General features: G+C 63.7%; 15 protein-coding genes. 10 read left to right on the forward strand and 5 right to left on the reverse strand.

Annotated elements, in window-relative coordinates; all coding sequences use genetic code 11:
* Nucleotides 1-17 precede the first annotated feature (17 nt).
* The 7 genes from PPN31114_RS21845 (at nt 18) to PPN31114_RS21875 (ending at nt 7,044) form a co-directional block, all read left to right on the forward strand.
* Nucleotides 18-1,118 (forward strand): ABC transporter permease, encoded by a 1,101-nt coding sequence (locus PPN31114_RS21845; protein WP_370865912.1) that lies wholly within the window; start codon nt 18-20, stop codon nt 1,116-1,118.
* Nucleotides 1,112-1,963, forward strand: coding sequence for an ABC transporter ATP-binding protein (locus tag PPN31114_RS21850; protein WP_150681599.1), 852 nt, complete (start codon nt 1,112-1,114; stop codon nt 1,961-1,963). The genes PPN31114_RS21845 and PPN31114_RS21850 overlap by 7 nt, the downstream gene beginning before the upstream one ends.
* Before the next feature lie 33 nt (nt 1,964-1,996).
* The gene (locus PPN31114_RS21855; protein ID WP_150681600.1) at nt 1,997-3,325 is read left to right on the forward strand and encodes a c-type cytochrome; all 1,329 of its coding nucleotides are present in this window, start codon (nt 1,997-1,999) and stop codon (nt 3,323-3,325) included.
* Between the two features lie 75 nt (nt 3,326-3,400).
* Nucleotides 3,401-4,369, forward strand: coding sequence for an ABC transporter substrate-binding protein (locus tag PPN31114_RS21860; protein WP_150681601.1), 969 nt, complete (start codon nt 3,401-3,403; stop codon nt 4,367-4,369).
* Between the two features lie 95 nt (nt 4,370-4,464).
* Complete coding sequence (locus PPN31114_RS21865) at nt 4,465-6,021, forward strand: MFS transporter (protein WP_150681602.1); 1,557 nt, start codon at nt 4,465-4,467, stop codon at nt 6,019-6,021.
* Between the two features lie 85 nt (nt 6,022-6,106).
* Nucleotides 6,107-6,736, forward strand: a complete 630-nt coding sequence (locus tag PPN31114_RS21870) for a LysE family translocator (RefSeq protein ID WP_150681603.1) — start codon at nt 6,107-6,109, stop codon at nt 6,734-6,736.
* Between the two features lie 74 nt (nt 6,737-6,810).
* The gene (locus PPN31114_RS21875; protein WP_150681604.1) at nt 6,811-7,044 is read left to right on the forward strand and encodes a DUF3820 family protein; all 234 of its coding nucleotides are present in this window, start codon (nt 6,811-6,813) and stop codon (nt 7,042-7,044) included.
* Here PPN31114_RS21875 and PPN31114_RS21880 read toward each other — a convergent pair.
* The 3 genes from PPN31114_RS21880 to tcuC all read right to left on the reverse strand — a co-directional run bounded on the left by PPN31114_RS21880 (nt 7,024) and on the right by tcuC (nt 10,893).
* Nucleotides 7,024-8,586: an amidase gene (locus PPN31114_RS21880; RefSeq protein WP_246182686.1), complete on the reverse strand. Its 1,563-nt coding sequence runs from the start codon at nt 8,584-8,586 to the stop codon at nt 7,024-7,026. The two genes, PPN31114_RS21875 and PPN31114_RS21880, sit on opposite strands and share 21 nt — an antisense overlap.
* Nucleotides 8,587-8,715: 129 nt before the next feature.
* Entirely contained in the window at nt 8,716-9,516 is an 801-nt protein-coding gene (locus PPN31114_RS21885) for a substrate-binding domain-containing protein (RefSeq protein WP_150681605.1), read from the reverse strand.
* 54 nt (nt 9,517-9,570) lie between these two features.
* The gene (gene tcuC / locus PPN31114_RS21890; protein WP_150681606.1) at nt 9,571-10,893 is read right to left on the reverse strand and encodes an MFS transporter; all 1,323 of its coding nucleotides are present in this window, start codon (nt 10,891-10,893) and stop codon (nt 9,571-9,573) included.
* A gap of 354 nt (nt 10,894-11,247) precedes the next feature.
* On the opposite strand from tcuC, the gene PPN31114_RS21895 reads away from it, so the two are divergent.
* On the forward strand, nt 11,248-12,171 hold the full coding sequence (locus tag PPN31114_RS21895) for a LysR family transcriptional regulator (RefSeq protein WP_150681607.1): 924 nt from the start codon (nt 11,248-11,250) through the stop codon (nt 12,169-12,171).
* 134 nt (nt 12,172-12,305) lie between these two features.
* On the forward strand, nt 12,306-12,740 hold the full coding sequence (locus tag PPN31114_RS21900; RefSeq protein WP_150681608.1) for a hypothetical protein: 435 nt from the start codon (nt 12,306-12,308) through the stop codon (nt 12,738-12,740).
* Between the two features lie 91 nt (nt 12,741-12,831).
* Here the strand turns inward: PPN31114_RS21900 and PPN31114_RS21905 are convergent, their stop codons facing one another.
* Nucleotides 12,832-14,019 (reverse strand): alpha-hydroxy acid oxidase, encoded by a 1,188-nt coding sequence (locus PPN31114_RS21905; protein WP_150681609.1) that lies wholly within the window; start codon nt 14,017-14,019, stop codon nt 12,832-12,834.
* A 184-nt stretch (nt 14,020-14,203) separates the two neighbouring features.
* Nucleotides 14,204-14,677, reverse strand: a complete 474-nt coding sequence (locus PPN31114_RS21910; protein WP_150681610.1) for an Lrp/AsnC family transcriptional regulator — start codon at nt 14,675-14,677, stop codon at nt 14,204-14,206.
* A gap of 312 nt (nt 14,678-14,989) precedes the next feature.
* Here PPN31114_RS21910 and PPN31114_RS21915 point away from each other — a divergent pair, with 312 nt between their 5' ends.
* Nucleotides 14,990-16,078: a porin gene (locus PPN31114_RS21915; RefSeq protein ID WP_150681611.1), complete on the forward strand. Its 1,089-nt coding sequence runs from the start codon at nt 14,990-14,992 to the stop codon at nt 16,076-16,078.
* Nucleotides 16,079-16,280: the final 202 nt, after the last annotated feature.

A 16,280-nucleotide genomic window follows, 5' to 3' on the forward strand; every position in this document is an offset into this window, starting at 1 on the left:
CGAGCCCTGCCGGTGCGTTGGAACTTGCCGAACAAGCCGACGGCGCACCGCTGCGCGAGCGCGTACAAAGCGCCGCTGCCGCAGCCGCCGCAACGGCGGGCCGCGCCTTCGACGACACCAGCATCGACCAGCTTTTCGCCGCCCCCCGCACGCCGCCGCTGTGGGGCGTCGGTTTTGTCGCCGCACTCGCGTGGGCTGCGCTCGGCGCCATCACGTTGCGTTGGCCGAACAAGGTCGTCGGTTTTTCCGATTGGGCTTTCACCGATGAACTGGGCGTGGTGGCGTTGGTGGTGGCTGGCGCATTGGCGGTGTTGTCGGTGGCTGGGCGCACCACGTCGCCCCTGTTGCGCCTGCGCGAAGCCTTGACCGGTAGCGGGCCGTGGCTCGTCGCCATCGCGCTCGTGCTTGCGGGCTGGGAAATCCTGACCGCGAAGACGGCCTCACTGCCCACGCCATTCTTCGCACCGCCGCAAGCGCTCATCGAGGTCTACACCGACGATTGGCAGCGGCTTGGCGACAGCGCACTCAACACGTTGCGGCTGCTCGGTCTAGGCTTCGGCTTCGGCGCCGTGGCGGGCTTTTTGATCGGTGTCTCGATCGGCTGGTCGCGGGCCATCGGCTACTGGGTGCACCCGGTGTTACGCGTGCTCGGCCCGGTACCTGCGACGGCACTGCTGCCGCTCACGTTCTACTTCTTCCCGTCGAGCTATTCCGCCGCCGTGTTTCTGATCGCGCTCTCGACCGCGTTCCCGGTGGCGGTGCTCACATGGTCGGGTGTCGCCAGCGTGAACAAGAGCTACTACGACGTGGCGCGCACGCTCGGAGCTTCCGACGCGTTTCTCGTTTTGCGCGTGGCCATTCCTGCGGCGCTGCCCAACGTTTTCGTGGGCTTGTTCATGGGACTGGGGGCGTCGTTCTCGGTGCTGGTCACGGCCGAAATGATGGGCGTGAAGTCCGGCCTCGGCTGGTACCTCACTTGGGCGCAAGGCTGGGCCTCGTACGTGAACATGTACGCCGCGCTCATCGTCATGGCGTTGCTGTTCTCGGGCGTCATCACCCTGCTCTTCACCGTTCGCGACCGCGCGCTGGCTTGGCAGAAAGGAACCGTCAAATGGTAAGCACCGCCACTTCCGAGATTTCGGACAAGGTTATCGCCGGTGCACAACACGCCGCGCTGCGGGATCAATCGCAGATAGCCGCCAACAACACCGGGGCACGCATCGACATCTGTGGCGTCAGTCACTGGTTCGGCACGCGCCAATCGCCGTTACAGGTGCTCGATGGTGTCGATCTGAGCGTGGCGCCCGGCGAGTTCGTCGCCTTGCTCGGGCCGAGCGGCTGCGGCAAGTCGACGCTGCTGCGACTGGTCGCCGGTCTCGAGACGGCAACGCGCGGCACGATCACGCAAGACGGCACGGCGATCACCCGCCCCGACCCGTCGCGCATCGTGGTGTTTCAAGACCCCACGCTCTACCCGTGGCGTCGCGTGCGCGACAACGTCGCGCTCGGGCTGCAAGCGCGCGGTGTACTGGCGCGTGAACGCGACCGGGTCGACGCGGCACTCGCCCGCGTGGGGCTGTCGGAATTTGCCGATGCGTTTCCGCACCAGCTCTCCGGCGGTATGGCCCAGCGTGTCGCGCTTGCACGCGCGCTCGTGAACGATCCGCGTCTGCTCGTGCTCGACGAACCGCTCGGCAAACTCGATTCGCTCACACGGCTCGCCATGCAGAGCGAACTCGTCGAACTGTGGCAACGCGCCGGGTTCTCGTCGCTGCTTGTGACGCACGATGTTGAAGAAGCCCTCTTCCTCGCCCAGCGCGTCGTCATCTTCAGCCCGCGTCCCGCACGCATCGTGGCCGAATTGCGCGTCGATCTGCCTTACCCACGTCATCGCGGCGATGCGCGCATTACCGAATTGCGTCATGAGGCGCTGCGACATCTGGGGCTCGATGCAAGCTGGTAACTCTGTGACGGGCGCGCCACCGGAGCGCGCCCGATGACACTGCCTCCGACACACGTTTGGCTCAACGCGCTTCTGCTCGGCCTGCAATCGGTGCAGGCCGCGTTGTTGTGGGGACTGCATGCCCTGGGCATCGCCGGTGACTCGCACGGCGCCCCCGCATGGCCGTGGAATGTTCGCATCGCGGGCGAGAACCTCGTCATCGACGTGGCGTTGGCCCGCCAGTTCGCATGGATGTTGGCGGCGTTGGCGTTCGCCCTCGTTTGCGTGCTGATCGCGATTGGCTGGCGACGGGCGCGCCGATGGGCGTTGGCAGCGGCCATCGCAGCGCTTGTTTTCGCGCCGTGGCCATCGCCGTCGCTGTGGCTCACAGCAGCAGTGCCGACGAGTTTTCATCCCAACCCGAGCGGCTTCACCGTCGAGAGCATCGCGCGAGGTTCGCACGTTTATACCGCGCAGTGCGCGGCGTGCCATGGCGCGGACGGCCGCGGCGAAGGACCGCAAGCCGCGGCACTGCGACGCTGGCCGCCAACGATGGCGAGCGCACTGCTTAGCCGTCGCGCCGACGGCGAGTTGTTCTGGCATGTGCTTTACGGCATGCGCGACGACGCGGGCGTGACGATGCCCGGCTTTGCCGGGCGGCTGAGCGACAAGGAAATCTGGGCCGCCCTCGACTACATGCGCGTGCTGTCGGCATCGGCCGGGATGGCCGCAGGCGGAAGCTGGCCCGTGCCGATCGCACTGCCCGCGTTGACGGTGAAGTGTGGTGACACACCCGCACGCAGCCTCGCGCAATGGCGCGGCACGCAGCGCGTGCGCGTGGTCGCTGTGGATGCACGCCATCCGCCGCCGTTCGAAGATCCGCGATTCCTAACGCTGCTGATTCGGCGCGACGAAACCGGTGTCTTCGACACGCGGCTGAAAGCTTCGCCGGGACTCGCCTCGGGTGTGCGCCGTGTGTCGGCACCGCTTGCGGACGGTCTGCGCGCGAGCGCACGTCCGGCCCTTTCGACGGCCCTGGCGACCGTGACGGCCCCGACGGCCCCGTCGGCCCGCACGACGACGCTGGGCGCGCGCGCCGATTGCCTTGCCGATTCCCCCGACGCGTGGCCTGTGTTTGCACAGATCGCCGGTACGTCTGAGGCCGACCTTGCTGGCACCGAATGGCTCGCAGACCGCGACGGTTGGCTGCGTGCCCTCGCGCCAGCGGGAAAACGCGGTTGGGCCGACGGCGGCTTGCTGTGCACCACGTCAACGGCAGCCGCGTCGCTCCCCGCATCTGCCGCCCGTGACCCGCTGACCGACACGCTACGCCAGATGGACGGCGAGCCAGTGCGGTTTATCAAAGGCGGTTTCGTGCATTAACGCGCGGCCCACGCCTGCACATCCCACACCTCACGCACATCGTTCGATATTCCTCTCTCACAACCGACTTCAATCATGACGATCTCCCGCCGCCGCTTTCTCCAATACGTGACGACATCGAGCGCCGCCGGTGCGCTCACCACACTTGTACAGCCGGGAACTGCGCTCGCGCAAAATGGCCGACCGTTGCTCAAAGCGGGCGATCAGAAAGGCGGGCTGCGCGCACTGCTCGAAGCGGCCGATGAACTCAAACAGTTGCCCTACGACATCCAGTGGACGGAGTTTCCTGCCGCCGCGCCCTTGGCCGAAGCGCTCAATGCAGGCGCGGTCGATTGCGGCCCGATTGGCGATGCGCCGGTCATCTTTGCGCTCTCGGCGGGGGCCGCCATCAAGATCATCGGTGCGAACCGATCGGACGCCTATGGCACCGCCGTGCTCGTGTCACCCGACTCGCCGCTGCGCACCGCTGCCGATCTCAAGGGCAAGAACATCGGCACGACGCGTGGCTCGATCGGGCACTTTGTGACGCTCAAGGCGATTACCGCCGCAGGCCTCAAACCGTCTGACGTGAATTTCCGCTTCCTGCCGCCCGCAGACACCATCACGGCGCTGGCGAGCGGCTCGGTCGATGCGTGGGCGACGTGGGAGCCGTACACCGCCGTGGCGGAGACGACCCGTCGCGCACGCGTGCTCGTCAACGGGCGTGGCTTGTGGTCGGGCCTGAGTTATCTGGCGGCCACCGATGCCGCCATCGCTGCGAAACGCGAAGTGCTGCGCGACTTTCTCTCGCGCGTGGTGCGCGCGCAGGTCTGGTCGTATCAGCACGTCGACGCCTTCTCGGCCGCCATGGCGCGCATCATCGGCATTCCTCCCGAAGCGGCGCAATTGCAGTTCTCGCGGCGCGCAACCAAGTGGCGCAACATCGACGACGCCCTCATCGCCGAGCAACAAACCACGGCCGACTTTTATTCACTCGTGGGCCTGCTGCGCCAACCGCTCCTCGTGCAGCCGACGTTCGATCGACGGTTTCCGATCTCGCTATAGCCGGAATATTTCGCCGGAAAAATTCCATTGACCGACGGTCAGTCGACAAATAAGATGAGAACCATTCTCAATTTATCGACCACCGGGATGTCACCATGCAACCCTCTCGCCGCCGCGCATTAGTCTGCGCGGCTTACCTCGGCACGTTCCTCGCGTCACTCGATATCAGCATCGTCAACGTGGCGCTGCCCACGCTTCAGCTTCGTCTGCACACGGACATGGCCGGTTTGCAGTGGGTGGTGAACGCCTATGCCATCGCCATTTCGGCATTCATGTTGAGTGCCGGTCCCCTCGGCGACCGTTACGGTCACAAGCCGGTCTGGAGCGCGAGCGTTGCGCTCTTCACACTGGGATCGGCCGTCTGCGCGTGCGCCGACAGCCTGACCCCGCTGCTCGTCGGGCGCACGATTCAAGGGTTGGCCGGTGCGTTGCTGATTCCGAGCGCGATGCCGATTCTCACGCATGCGTTCCCCGATTCACGCGAGCGCGCGCGCGTCATCGGCGGCTGGTCGGCGTTCAGTGCGCTGGCCCTGATTCTCGGGCCGCTGCTCGGCGGGCTGCTCGTCGAGCACTTCGGCTGGCAAAGCATCTTTCTTGTGAACGAACCGCTGGGCCTCATTGCGCTGGCGCTCGGTATCTGGGGGATTCCGTCGCGCGAAGCCAACCCTCATGGCGTGTTCGACCCGGCAGGGCAAGCATTGAGTGTGCTCTGTCTCGGCACGTTGACCTACGGGTTGATTCAACTCGGCGAACCGGATGCGTCTGGCGACCGTCTGGCCGTGATTTTCGGTATCGCTATCGTCGCGTTCTTGGCATTTATTTGGGTGGAGCGGCGCGTGACGCGTCCGCTGCTGCCTGTGGCGCTGCTGCGCGATCCGCACATGCACATGGTCAATATCGCGTCGTTTGCACTGGGGTTCGCGGGGTACAGCAGCCTGTTCTTCCTTTCGCTGTTTCTCCAGCAGGCGCAGGGCCATGCGCCCGCCGCGACCGGCTGGCAGATGATGCCGCAGTTCGTGCTGATGGGCGTCACGTCGCTGCTGTTCGGGCGCATCGCGCATCGCATCGCCCTGCCCGTGCTGATGGTGACGGGATACGGGACCATCGGGCTGACGATGTGCGCGATGGCTGCTTTCACGCCCGACACACCGTTCTGGATCGTCGGCACGGCGTTCGCCGTTCTCGGTGTCGGGATGGGGCTTTCCGTCCCTGCGACGGGCATGACCGTGATGGGACTGGCGCCCGCGCACGCCACGGGGATGGCCTCTGCGACGATGAACGCGCTGCGTCAGACCGGCATGACGATGGGCATCGCGTTGCTCGGTAGTTTGATGAGCCTGCGTGCAACGCAAGGGCTCGTCGCGATGGCGCGTGAGCACGGGGCCGCCGATGCCCCGGCGTTGGCGCAATCGGCGGTCACTGCGCATGTCATGGACGGCCATTACGACTGGTTGCCGCGCGCGTATCAGGTGGCGATGACGCAAGGGTTTGCGCTGGCGATGATCGGTGGCGGCATCACTTGCGTTGTGATGGCAGCGGTGTTGCTGCGCTATCGTCACCATGCGCCGGACGCGGCTCCGGGTGGGCGCGGCAACGGTCACAAGCGGCTGGTGACTGGCTCGACTGGCTCGACTGGCTCGGTCGGAAAGTGAAGAACTGTCTATGGCGCGGTGACGCCGGGACATCGACACTGCGGTGATTCCCCTCACCGACGACGCACAACGCACGAGGCACGCAATGGCGGATGTCAGCTTTCTCTCTGCCAATCTGGCAATGGCCTACACGGCCTACTTCATCGGCACGGCAAGCCCGGGGCCGAGCAATCTGGCCATCATGTCGATTGCCGCGAACCACGGGCGCAAGCCAGCGCTCGCGTTTGCCGTCGGCGTCATCTCGGGTTCGATGTGTTGGGCGATGATTGCCACGCTCGGGGTATCGGCGGCATTGATCGCGTATTCGCAGTTTCTCGTGGCGCTCAAGATTTTCGGCGGCGCGTATTTGCTGTGGCTCGCGTTCAAATCGGGGCGTGCCGCCCTGCTGCCCGCGTCGGCGAAATCAGCGGTATCGATCGACGGCGTTCGGCTGAAAAACATCTATCTGCGCGGCGTGTTGCTGCATTTGACGAACCCGAAGGCGGTGCTGAGCTGGGTGTCGATTGTTGCGCTGTCGTCGCACGACGGCACCGTGCAATCGGCCGTGGTGCCGGGCTGCGCCAGCATCAGCGTCACAGTGTTCTGCGGCTATGCGTTGCTGTTCTCGACGCCGACGGCGCGGCGCGTTTATCTACGGATGCGGCGCTGGCTCGATGGCGGGCTTGCCGTGGTGTTCGGTGTGGCCGGGTGGCGGTTGCTCAGTTCGCGCACATGATGCACATGGGGCGCATGGGGATGTGATAGCGTGGCGCTTTGTGCGACGTTCGCGCGCTCACGCTACTGCCTCACATGATCGAATTCGACGCCGACGCGCTGATGAAGCTCGTCACCACCCCGATGCCGTACGGCAAACATAAGGGCACGATGATCGCCGACCTGCCCGCCAACTACCTGAGTTGGTTCGCCCGCGAAGGCTTTCCTACGGGCGAGATCGGTCGCCTGCTCGCGTTGATGTACGAAATCGATCACAACGCGCTGGGCGACCTGCTCAAGCCACTCAAATCAGCGCGCGGCCCCGCGTGACCCGAGCATGGCAGGCGCGACGCGGCGCACCCATTGCGTGCGTTGCTCGTGCGCATGCGCGAGTTGCAACACCGCCAGATCCGCCTGTGCCGGGCCAATGATTTGCAATCCCATCGGCAGCCCGCGCGCATCGAACCCGACCGGCACGCTGATCGCTGGCAATCCTGCCAACGTCGGGCCGATCACGACTTCCATCCATCGGTGATACGTGTCCATCGGCTTGCCCGCTACCGACGTCGGCCAGTGGGTCTCTGCCTCGAACGGGAAAACCTGCGCCGACGGCAGCAACAGAAAGTCGTAGCGCTCGAACAAGCGCGCGAGCGAGCGATACCACTCGCTGCGGTCGATCGACGCCCGGAACACATCCGAGGCACGCAGCGATTCTCCGCCTGCAACTTCCCACTGCGCCTCCGGCTTGAGTTTGTCGCGCCGCGCCGGGTCGGCGTACATCTCGCCGAGCGATCCGTTGACGAGCCAATGCCGCAGCGTGAGCCACGTCTGCCACAGGCGATCCATCGAAAAATCGGGCGCACACGGCTCGACCTCGCAGCCCATGTCGGTGAAGTCGCGCAACGACGCTTCGCACAGCGCCATCACGCCGTCTTCCACCGGCAGATGGCCGCCGTAGTCGCCTAGCCACCCCAAACGCAAGCCCTTTACATCACGATCCAGCGCCCCTGCGAACTGTGCCGGGTCGTGAGCGAGCGAGAGCGGGCTGCGGGCGTCGTACCCCGCTTGCGTCGCGAGCAGGCGCGCCACGTCGGCCACCGTGCGTCCCATCGGCCCCTCAGTGCTCAACTGCTGCACGAAGACTTCCGGTGCGGGGCCATAAGGCACCCGCCCTTGCGACGGACGAAATCCGTACACATTGCCGAACGCCGCCGGGTTGCGTAGCGACCCCATCATGTCGCTGCCATCGGCCACGGGGAGCATGCGCATTGCGAGCGCGCTGGCCGCGCCGCCGCTGCTGCCGCCTGCGATACGGCTGGTGTCGTAGGCGTTACGCGTGATGCCGAAGACCGGGTTGTAACTGTGCGAGCCGAGACCGAATTCAGAGACGTTGGTCTTGCCGATAAAGATGGCGCCCGCTGCACGGATGCGCGAAACGCTGATGCTGTCTTGTGTGTCGGGTGCAGAAGAGGTCAGCGGCGAGCCCTTGCGTGTGGGCAGCCCCGCGCACGACGCGAGGTCTTTCACCGCCTGCGGCATACCGTGCATCCAGCCGAGATACTCGCCCTGTGCGAGTTGCCGGTCGCGCTCGTCAGCTTCGCGCAGCAGCGTATCGGCATCGCGCAGTGACACGATGGCATTCACCGATGCATTGTGTTGTGCGATGTGCGCGAGATACGCCTGCATGACTTCGCGACACGACAGACGGCGCGTACGAATCGCGTCGGACAGCGCTAATGCGTCGAGCGAGACGATGTCGTTGAGCGGGGCGTGGGAATCGGTCGTGCGAGGGGAATGTGCGGATGCACCCGCATGCGAATCGACGTCTGCCGGCGTTGGCGTCGCGGTCGGCATCTGCGGCACTGAGGCCATGTGTCTCTCTCCTTAGCGGGGCGTCGCTCGATTGGCGACGCCGTTGTTTGACACGACATTGTCGGTCAAACCCGCCTCGGATGCCGAGAGGAAAAATTTCGCTCCCGGCGTTTTTGTTACTTTATTAACTTAATGCGTCAGGGCATCGAGGCCCGTCGATTCCACATCCTTAGCCGCAGCCGGTGCCGCCATATACATCAGCATCTTTTTGGCTTCTTCCGGATGCGGTGCATTCACCGGCACGCCACCGGCAAAGCGTGTGACCGATTGCAGCGACTCGGGAATCTTGCCCGCAAACGCGATGCCCTTGACCGGCAGCAACTCGCTCACCTGTTGCAAGCCCAGTGCATAGTCGCCTGCCGCAACCTTCTCGGCAACCGGCGTCTTCTGCACCATCACGGCCTTGCCATGCATCTGATCGGCAATGCCCAGCTTCTTGAACAGTTCACGCTCGACATACACGCCGCTGGCGCTGTCCGAGTACGCCACCGACTTGGCGGCGAGCAGCGCGGCTTTCAACTTCTCCGGCGTGCTGACGTCGGGCACCACCTCGCCCGCCTTCACCACGACACCAATGCGTGAATCGGCCAGATCGACGCGCGAATCGGCACGCACCTTGCCAGCTTTGATGAGATCGTCGAGCGCGTAGCCGACCATGATGACCGCGTCGGCCGACTCGCCGCGTGCCAGACGATTGGGAATGGCCTCAGGTGCCTTGCCCATCGACGGGCCCCACGCGGTGTCGACGTGGTCGCCAGTCGCCGCTTCGAACTTCGGCAGCAACACTTTGTAGGCGGCAGTGAAGCCACCGGAGTTCATCACGCGCAGATCTTCTGCGCTGGCCGACGTCGCACCGAGTGCGGTGGCCATCAGCAGACCGGCACCAGCGGCGCTCAGCAAACGGCGCGCCTTGAAAGTCAGGACATTCATGCGTTGTCTCCTCGCGTTGTATCTACGCGTTGTTTCGTCACGTTGTTTGGTCAATTAACCGGCAGTGCGCAGATCGGTGCGCGTCTGACCTTGGCCACCGGTGCGGCCGCGATACAGCGCAAGCGTCGCGCAAATCGCGCACAGGGCAGCAAAGCTCATCCAGTAACCGGGGGCCGCTTTATCGCCCGTGGCGTGAATCAGATACGTCGACAAGGCAGGCGTGAAACCACCGAACAGCGCCGTTGCGATGCTGTACGCCAGCGAGAAACCCGCCACGCGCACGTCGGGCGGCATGACTTCCGTGAGCGCCGGAATCATCGCGCCGTTGTACATGCCGTACAGGAACGACAGCCAGAGCAACGCAATCAACATGCGGCTGAAGCTCGGGGCCTGCACGAGGAACGACAGCACCGGGTAGGCCGTCACGAGCGTCAGGCCTGCGAACAGCAACAACACCGGACGGCGGCCAATACGGTCGGACAACGTGCCACCGATCGGCAGCCAGATGAAGTTCGACACGCCCACGCACAACGTGACCAGCAGCGCATCGGTGCTCGACAGGTGCAGCACGCTCTTGCCGAAGGTCGGCGCGTAGACGGTGATCAGGTAAAACGCGGTGGTGGTCAGCGCCACGAGCAGCGCGCCGCCGATCACGACACCGGCGTTCGCGGCCATCGAGCGGAAGACTTCGCCGACCGACGGGTGACGCTTGCGTTGCTTGAACTCGTCGCTTTCCTGAAGCGAGCGGCGCAGCGCGAAGATGACCGGCACGATCATGCAGCCCACGAAGAACGGCAGACGCCAGCCCCATTCGCTAATTTGCTGCGCGGTGAGCGTGAGCGAGAGGATGTAACCCAGCGCCGCCGAGACAACGATGGCGACCTGCTGGCTAGCCGACTGCCAGCTCGTGTAGAAACCCTTGCGGCCCGGCGTGGCGATTTCCGCCAGATACACGGACACGCCGCCGAGTTCGGCACCGGCCGAGAAGCCTTGCAACAGACGGCCGAGCAACACGAGTACCGGGGCAGCCAGACCAATGGTTTGGTAGCCGGGCACGAACGCGATGAGGATCGTGCCGCTCGCCATGATGCCGAGCGTGGTGACGAGGCCCTTGCGGCGGCCCACGTTGTCGATATACGCGCCCAGCACGATGGCACCGAGCGGTCGCATCAGGAAGCCTGCGCCGAACACGGCGAAGGTCAGCATGAGCGAGGCAAACTCACTGTCCGTCGGGAAGAAGACGCGGGAAATTTGGGTGGCGTAGAAACCGAACAGGAAAAAATCGAACTGCTCGAGAAAATTGCCGGCGGTGACGCGCAGTACCGCGCCGGCTTTCGAGGGTCGACGCGAAATCGCGTCCTGGGGGCGCTGTGGCATGCGCTGTCTCCGTGTTGCCTGCGGCCCGGGGGGTCGGTCCGCAAAAATCGTCGCAATGCTGCGCCTCTGCCAGAGGGGACGTGTCGAAACCGTCGTGGGCGCTTTTTTGAAGCCGCCAATGTTGCGCCGGAAGTTCCTCGCTTGTGAATTGCAAGTTTTGGAAAGATTGATGCGCACACGCTATCAATCGTAGGATGCTGATGCACCGACCGAGCGGTAACACGGTAGACTCGCGGACCCTCATGAACCCCTCATGAAACCTTATGGCACGGGGGGTTTTGCGTGGTTTTATCAGGCGCAACACCGCCGATCTGAGTCCCCCGTCAACGACATGCCTTCTTTCCCCCCGACGTCATGGCGATCAACTTCGATCTGAACGATTTACAGGCTTTTCGCGCCGTCGCGCAGCTTTCCAGTTTCCGGCGCGCGGCGGAGTCCATCCACCTTTCGCAACCTGCCCTGTCGCGACGTATCGACAAGCTCGAAGAAGCGCTGGGCGTGAAGCTCTTCGAGCGCAGCACGCGCCGCGTAGCGCTCACCAACGTGGGCCGGGCGTTTGCCCGCGATGCGGAGCGCATTCTCGACGATCTCGATAACGCGCTGCTCGGCATTCGCGACGTGGCGTCGACTAGCCTCGGGCACGTGACGATCGCCTGTGTCCCGTCGGCGGCCTACTACTTCATGCCGCAAGTGATTTCGCGGTATCACAAGGCGTTTCCGCGCATTCGCATTTCGGTGCTCGATGCGAGCGCCAACGAAGTGCTGGCGGCAGTGGTCAATGGCGATGCGGATTTCGGTCTCAACTTCATCGGCAGTCAGGAACCGAACATCGAGTTCAAGCTGCTGTTGCAAGAGCGGTATGTGGCTGCGTGCCGGCGCGATCATCCGTTGGCCGGAAAAAAACGCGTGACGTGGCGTGAGCTTTACGAGTACGACTACATCACCGTAGGCAAGGTGTCGGGCAACCGTTTGTTGCTCGATCAGGCACTGACCGGACTGCCGCAACGCCCGCCGAGCATCTGCGAGACGCAGCACGTGACGACGATGCTCGGTCTGGTGGAAGCGGGTCTTGGGGTGGCGGCGGTTCCCACGATGGCAATGCCGGGGGCGGACCATCCGCTGCTGACGAGCGTGCCGCTGATCGACCCGGTGGTTACGCGCCGTGTGGGGATGATTCGCAGCAAAGGGCGACCGCTCTCCCCCGCAGCGGCGCAGCTTTACCGGTTTGTGGCAGAGATGAAAGTGAGCTCGCGTCGGCGGGTGGATGCGCCAATATAACCAATCCGCCCTGAGGTCACGCTGCGATACATTTTGTTACCCGTCTTACGAAAGATGAAACATTGAGGTACGGGCAGTGCGGCGACGTCTCTTTATACTTGGCTGCGCGATTAACCCGAAACGACTCAAGCCTCATGTTCAAGCGAATTTTCCCGATGTTGGCCTTGGCTGCACTGGCTGCAACCACTTCCCTGACGGCCACGGCCAGTGATATGAACAATGCCCTCGGCGGTGCGCTGGGCGGTGTCGCGGGGGCAGCCGTGGGCGGTGCGCTCGGCGGCAGCACGGGCGCGGTGGTGGGTGGCGCGGTCGGCGGCGGCGCCGGTGGCGCGATCACGTCGAACCGTCGCGAGCGCACGGGTGCGATTCTTGGCGGCGCGTTGGGCGGCGGTGCCGGCACGGCCGCAGGCAATGCGATGGGCGGCCGCTCCGGTGGCCTGATCGGTGCCGCCGTGGGTGGCGGCGCAGGTGCGGCACTCGGCGGCAACATGTCGCGCTCGAGCTCCTACGACGACGATTACCGCCATGGCAAGCGCCGCGGTCATTACAAGAAGCATCACCATCATTGATTCCGCTGGGCGCCGATGGCGTCCAACGATGGCTAAAGAAACGCCCTGCGAGTGGATTGCAGGGCGTTTTTTGTTGGTGACGGCAACTGACCTACGCCCCGGCAGGCTCCTCCATATACGGCCCAAGGCCGGTCGGGTAGCTGCCCGGTAGGAGCATCGACGGGTCGAGGCGGGCGACGGTCGTGCGGCCGGTGAGTGCCATCGTCACGTCCATTTCCTTCTGGATGACCTCCAACGCGCGACGCACGCCCGCTTCACCCATCGCCCCCAGACCGTACAAGAACGGGCGGCCGATCAGCGTGCCCTTCGCGCCCAACGCCACCGCCTTGATCACGTCCTGCCCCGAGCGAATGCCGCCGTCGAGCCACACCTCAGTGTCGCGTCCCACGGCCGCCACGATGTCGGGCAGCGCGCGAATCGTCGACATCGTGCCATCCAACTGGCGCCCGCCATGGTTGCTCACCACAATCGCATCAGCCCCCGTGTCGCGCGCCGCCCGCGCATCTTCAGGATCGAGCACGCCCTTCAGGATCAACTTGCCGCCCCAGCGCTTCTTGAGCCACTCGACATCGTTCCACGACAGGCACGGATCGAACTGCGCCGCCGACCACGCGGCGAGCGAGCCGATGTCGTCCACCCCTTTCGCATGCCCCACGATGTTGCCGAACGTCCGGCGCTTCGTGCCCAACATGCCCATGCACCAACGCGGCTTGGTCATCATGTTGGCGATGTTCGGTAACGTGAGCTTCGGCGGCGCCGACAGCCCGTTCTTGATGTCGCGATGGCGCTGGCCGCTGATTTGCAGATCCATCGTCACCATCAGCGCCGAACAACCCGCCGCCTTCGCCCGATCGATCAAGCGCTCGATGAAGTCGCGATCGCGCATCACATACAACTGGAACCAGAACGGCGCCTTCGTGTGCGCCGCAACGTCCTCAATCGAGCAGATCGACACGGTCGAGAGTGTGAACGGCACGCCGAACGCCTCAGCCGCCTTGGCCGCCAGAATCTCGCCGTCGGCATGCTGCATGCCCGTCATGCCCGTGGGCGCCAAGGCCACCGGCATCGCCACATCGGTCCCCAGCATCGTCGTGCGCGTGCTGCGGTGCTCGATGTTGACCGCCACCCGCTGACGGAAGCCAATCTTGCCGAAATCCTCGGCGTTGGCGCGGTACGTCGACTCGGTCCACGAACCGGAATCGACGTACTCGTAGAACATGCGCGGTACGCGCCGCTGGGCGAGAACCCGCAAGTCCTCGATGGTGGTGATCACTGCCATGCTGCGTCTCTTTAGTTTTGATAGCGCCGATTCAAAGATCGGCGTGTGGCTTCGTTTGGGAAGAACCCGAGAAGTGGTTGATAAGCGCCCCACTAAGCGATTGAGAATCGACTCGAAATCGATTGATAACCGGCCGTGAAGCGATTATTGCGAAAATTACAGATAGTTAATATGCTCTATTGTTTTATTTCGACTTGACGAGATCAACAAGTGACTGCGTGTTCTTAATTGTCTTGAGCACGATGTTCGACTGAATCGACATGACAGCAGGTGCTCTGTATAGCTCATTGACGATGAAGTCGGAATAATGCGCGAGGTTGCGCGCTCTTACCGTCAAGATGTAATTCGCTGAACCGGTGACAATTCGCGCGGTGACAACTTCAGGCCAGTTTTGCACGCACGCGAGAAACTTTTCATGCCACTGATCGACGTCTGGACGCAATGTAATTTGCACTAGCGCTTCGAACTCCAGCCCGATATGCTGTGCGTCCACGATACAGCGGTATCCGGAAATCACCCCACGGTCTTCAAGCAATTTGACCCGGCGCAAGCATGCCGATGGCGATAAACCCACGGCATCGGCGAGCTCCTGGTTGGAGATGCGGCCATTGAGTTCCAGATGGCGCAGGATGCGCAGATCGGCAAGGTCAAGGTTCATTGGCAGAATCCATCAAGTTTTGCTGGATTTTGGCAGAACCTTCGAGTCCCCGCCAGTTCGCCAGCATAAATAGCAAGCAAATTCAATTTTTGCGTTGATATGATAGCTCTCGGTTTTCGGCCGGGAGCCCGTGATGTTTTGGCCGAACATCAGGCGTTTGCTCGCGTTGCGCATCCGCTCAAGGGCCAGCAGAGGGTCGTCCCGGTCGTCGCCGTTGTCGTGCAAAGAGCGTCCGTCATCTCCTATATCGGAAGGAGAAGCGGGCCAGTTTCGACAATTGTTTTGCGTCTACAAGACTAAAAAAGGAGACCCATGAAGTCTGCGCTTCCGGCCACTCTGGCCATTGTTTCGGCCGCTTGCGGCCTGGCATTCAGCACCACCGCCGCCGCCCAAAGCTCTGTCACCCTCTACGGGATCGTCGACCAGAGCGTTCGCTATCAAACCAACGCCAATGCCAACAACGACGCCCTGTGGCAAGTCGCCAACGGTGCCGTGACCAATAGCCGTTTCGGCTTCAAGGGCTCGGAAGACCTCGGCGGTGGCACGAAGGCGATCTTCCAACTGGAGTCGGGGATCAACCCGCAGAACGGCACGCTCGCCAACGGCCCGCGTATGTTCGACCGCTATGCGTTTGTCGGCCTGCAAAACCAATACGGCACCATCAAGATCGGCCGTCAGGCGACTGAGGCGTTCAACGTCTACGGCGACTTCGACCCGCTCACGATCGGCAACTACGCGAACAACTCGTGGATGTACAACATCACGCGCGGCCGCGTGGACAACGCCGTGAGCTATGCCGGCACGTTCGGCGGCTTGTCGGTGGGTGCCACGTATGGCTTCGGCAACACGGCGGGCACGATGGCCGCCAGCAACTACTGGGGCACGCGTGCCTCGTATGCAATGGGCCCGTTCCAGATCGCCGGTACGTATCAGCAAGCGCGTGACGCTGCCAAGCGCGTGCAGCAGATGTGGGGGCTGGGCGGTATCTATAGCGTCTCGATCGCCAAGGTCTTCGTCGGCTACATCGGCGGGCGCGACCGCAGCGGCTGGCTCGACAGCACGCTCAACGATCCGTCGCAAACCGTCACCACGGGCAACCTGAGCGACAACCCGCGCAAGGACATGACGTTCTACCTCGGCACGACCATTCAGGCCATGCCGAACCTCGCGATCACGGGTGCCGCCTACTTCGACGACATCAAGAACATCAACGCCCAAGCGGGCGATGCCGGTTCGGGCCGTCGTTACACCTATGTGCTGCTCGCCGAGTACGCGCTGTCCAAGCGCACGCAAGTCTACGGCACGGTCGATTACAACAAGGTCAGCGGCGCAGCACGCGTCGAACTGCCGGGTAACTCGACGCAAGTGGGCGTAGCCACGGGTATCCGCCACATCTTCTAAGGCGTATCCCCCGAGCGAAATGCGGCACGGGATGCGGTTACGTCCCGCGACGCGATTTCGCCGCTTCCCTTTTGCAGTGGTTTGACCCGCCCCGGTTTCGGCCGGGGCGGTGGGGCCCGTTCGGCGCACAGGCGCGAACGGGCGATCACAAGCAATGCGGTTTTCATGCGGGTGCCGCCTCATGCCAACGGCGCCCCAAGAG

Origin of the sequence: Pandoraea pneumonica (assembly GCF_902459645.1) — a bacterium.
Taxonomy (GTDB): Bacteria; Pseudomonadota; Gammaproteobacteria; order Burkholderiales; family Burkholderiaceae; genus Pandoraea; species Pandoraea pneumonica.

Excerpts from the sequence above, each read along its gene's own strand:
- PPN31114_RS21850 (WP_150681599.1), top strand. The coding sequence starts at position 1,112 with ATGGTAAGCACCGCCACTTCCGAGATTTCGGACAAGGTTATCGCCGGT.
- PPN31114_RS21855 (WP_150681600.1), top strand. The coding sequence starts at position 1,997 with ATGACACTGCCTCCGACACACGTTTGGCTCAACGCGCTTCTGCTCGGC.
- PPN31114_RS21860 (WP_150681601.1), top strand. The coding sequence starts at position 3,401 with ATGACGATCTCCCGCCGCCGCTTTCTCCAATACGTGACGACATCGAGC.
- PPN31114_RS21865 (WP_150681602.1), top strand. The coding sequence starts at position 4,465 with ATGCAACCCTCTCGCCGCCGCGCATTAGTCTGCGCGGCTTACCTCGGC.
- PPN31114_RS21870 (WP_150681603.1), top strand. The coding sequence starts at position 6,107 with ATGGCGGATGTCAGCTTTCTCTCTGCCAATCTGGCAATGGCCTACACG.
- PPN31114_RS21875 (WP_150681604.1), top strand. The coding sequence starts at position 6,811 with ATGATCGAATTCGACGCCGACGCGCTGATGAAGCTCGTCACCACCCCG.
- PPN31114_RS21880 (WP_246182686.1), bottom strand. The coding sequence starts at position 8,586 with ATGGCCTCAGTGCCGCAGATGCCGACCGCGACGCCAACGCCGGCAGAC.
- PPN31114_RS21885 (WP_150681605.1), bottom strand. The coding sequence starts at position 9,516 with ATGAATGTCCTGACTTTCAAGGCGCGCCGTTTGCTGAGCGCCGCTGGT.
- tcuC (WP_150681606.1), bottom strand. The coding sequence starts at position 10,893 with ATGCCACAGCGCCCCCAGGACGCGATTTCGCGTCGACCCTCGAAAGCC.
- PPN31114_RS21895 (WP_150681607.1), top strand. The coding sequence starts at position 11,248 with ATGGCGATCAACTTCGATCTGAACGATTTACAGGCTTTTCGCGCCGTC.
- PPN31114_RS21900 (WP_150681608.1), top strand. The coding sequence starts at position 12,306 with ATGTTCAAGCGAATTTTCCCGATGTTGGCCTTGGCTGCACTGGCTGCA.
- PPN31114_RS21905 (WP_150681609.1), bottom strand. The coding sequence starts at position 14,019 with ATGGCAGTGATCACCACCATCGAGGACTTGCGGGTTCTCGCCCAGCGG.
- PPN31114_RS21910 (WP_150681610.1), bottom strand. The coding sequence starts at position 14,677 with ATGAACCTTGACCTTGCCGATCTGCGCATCCTGCGCCATCTGGAACTC.
- PPN31114_RS21915 (WP_150681611.1), top strand. The coding sequence starts at position 14,990 with ATGAAGTCTGCGCTTCCGGCCACTCTGGCCATTGTTTCGGCCGCTTGC.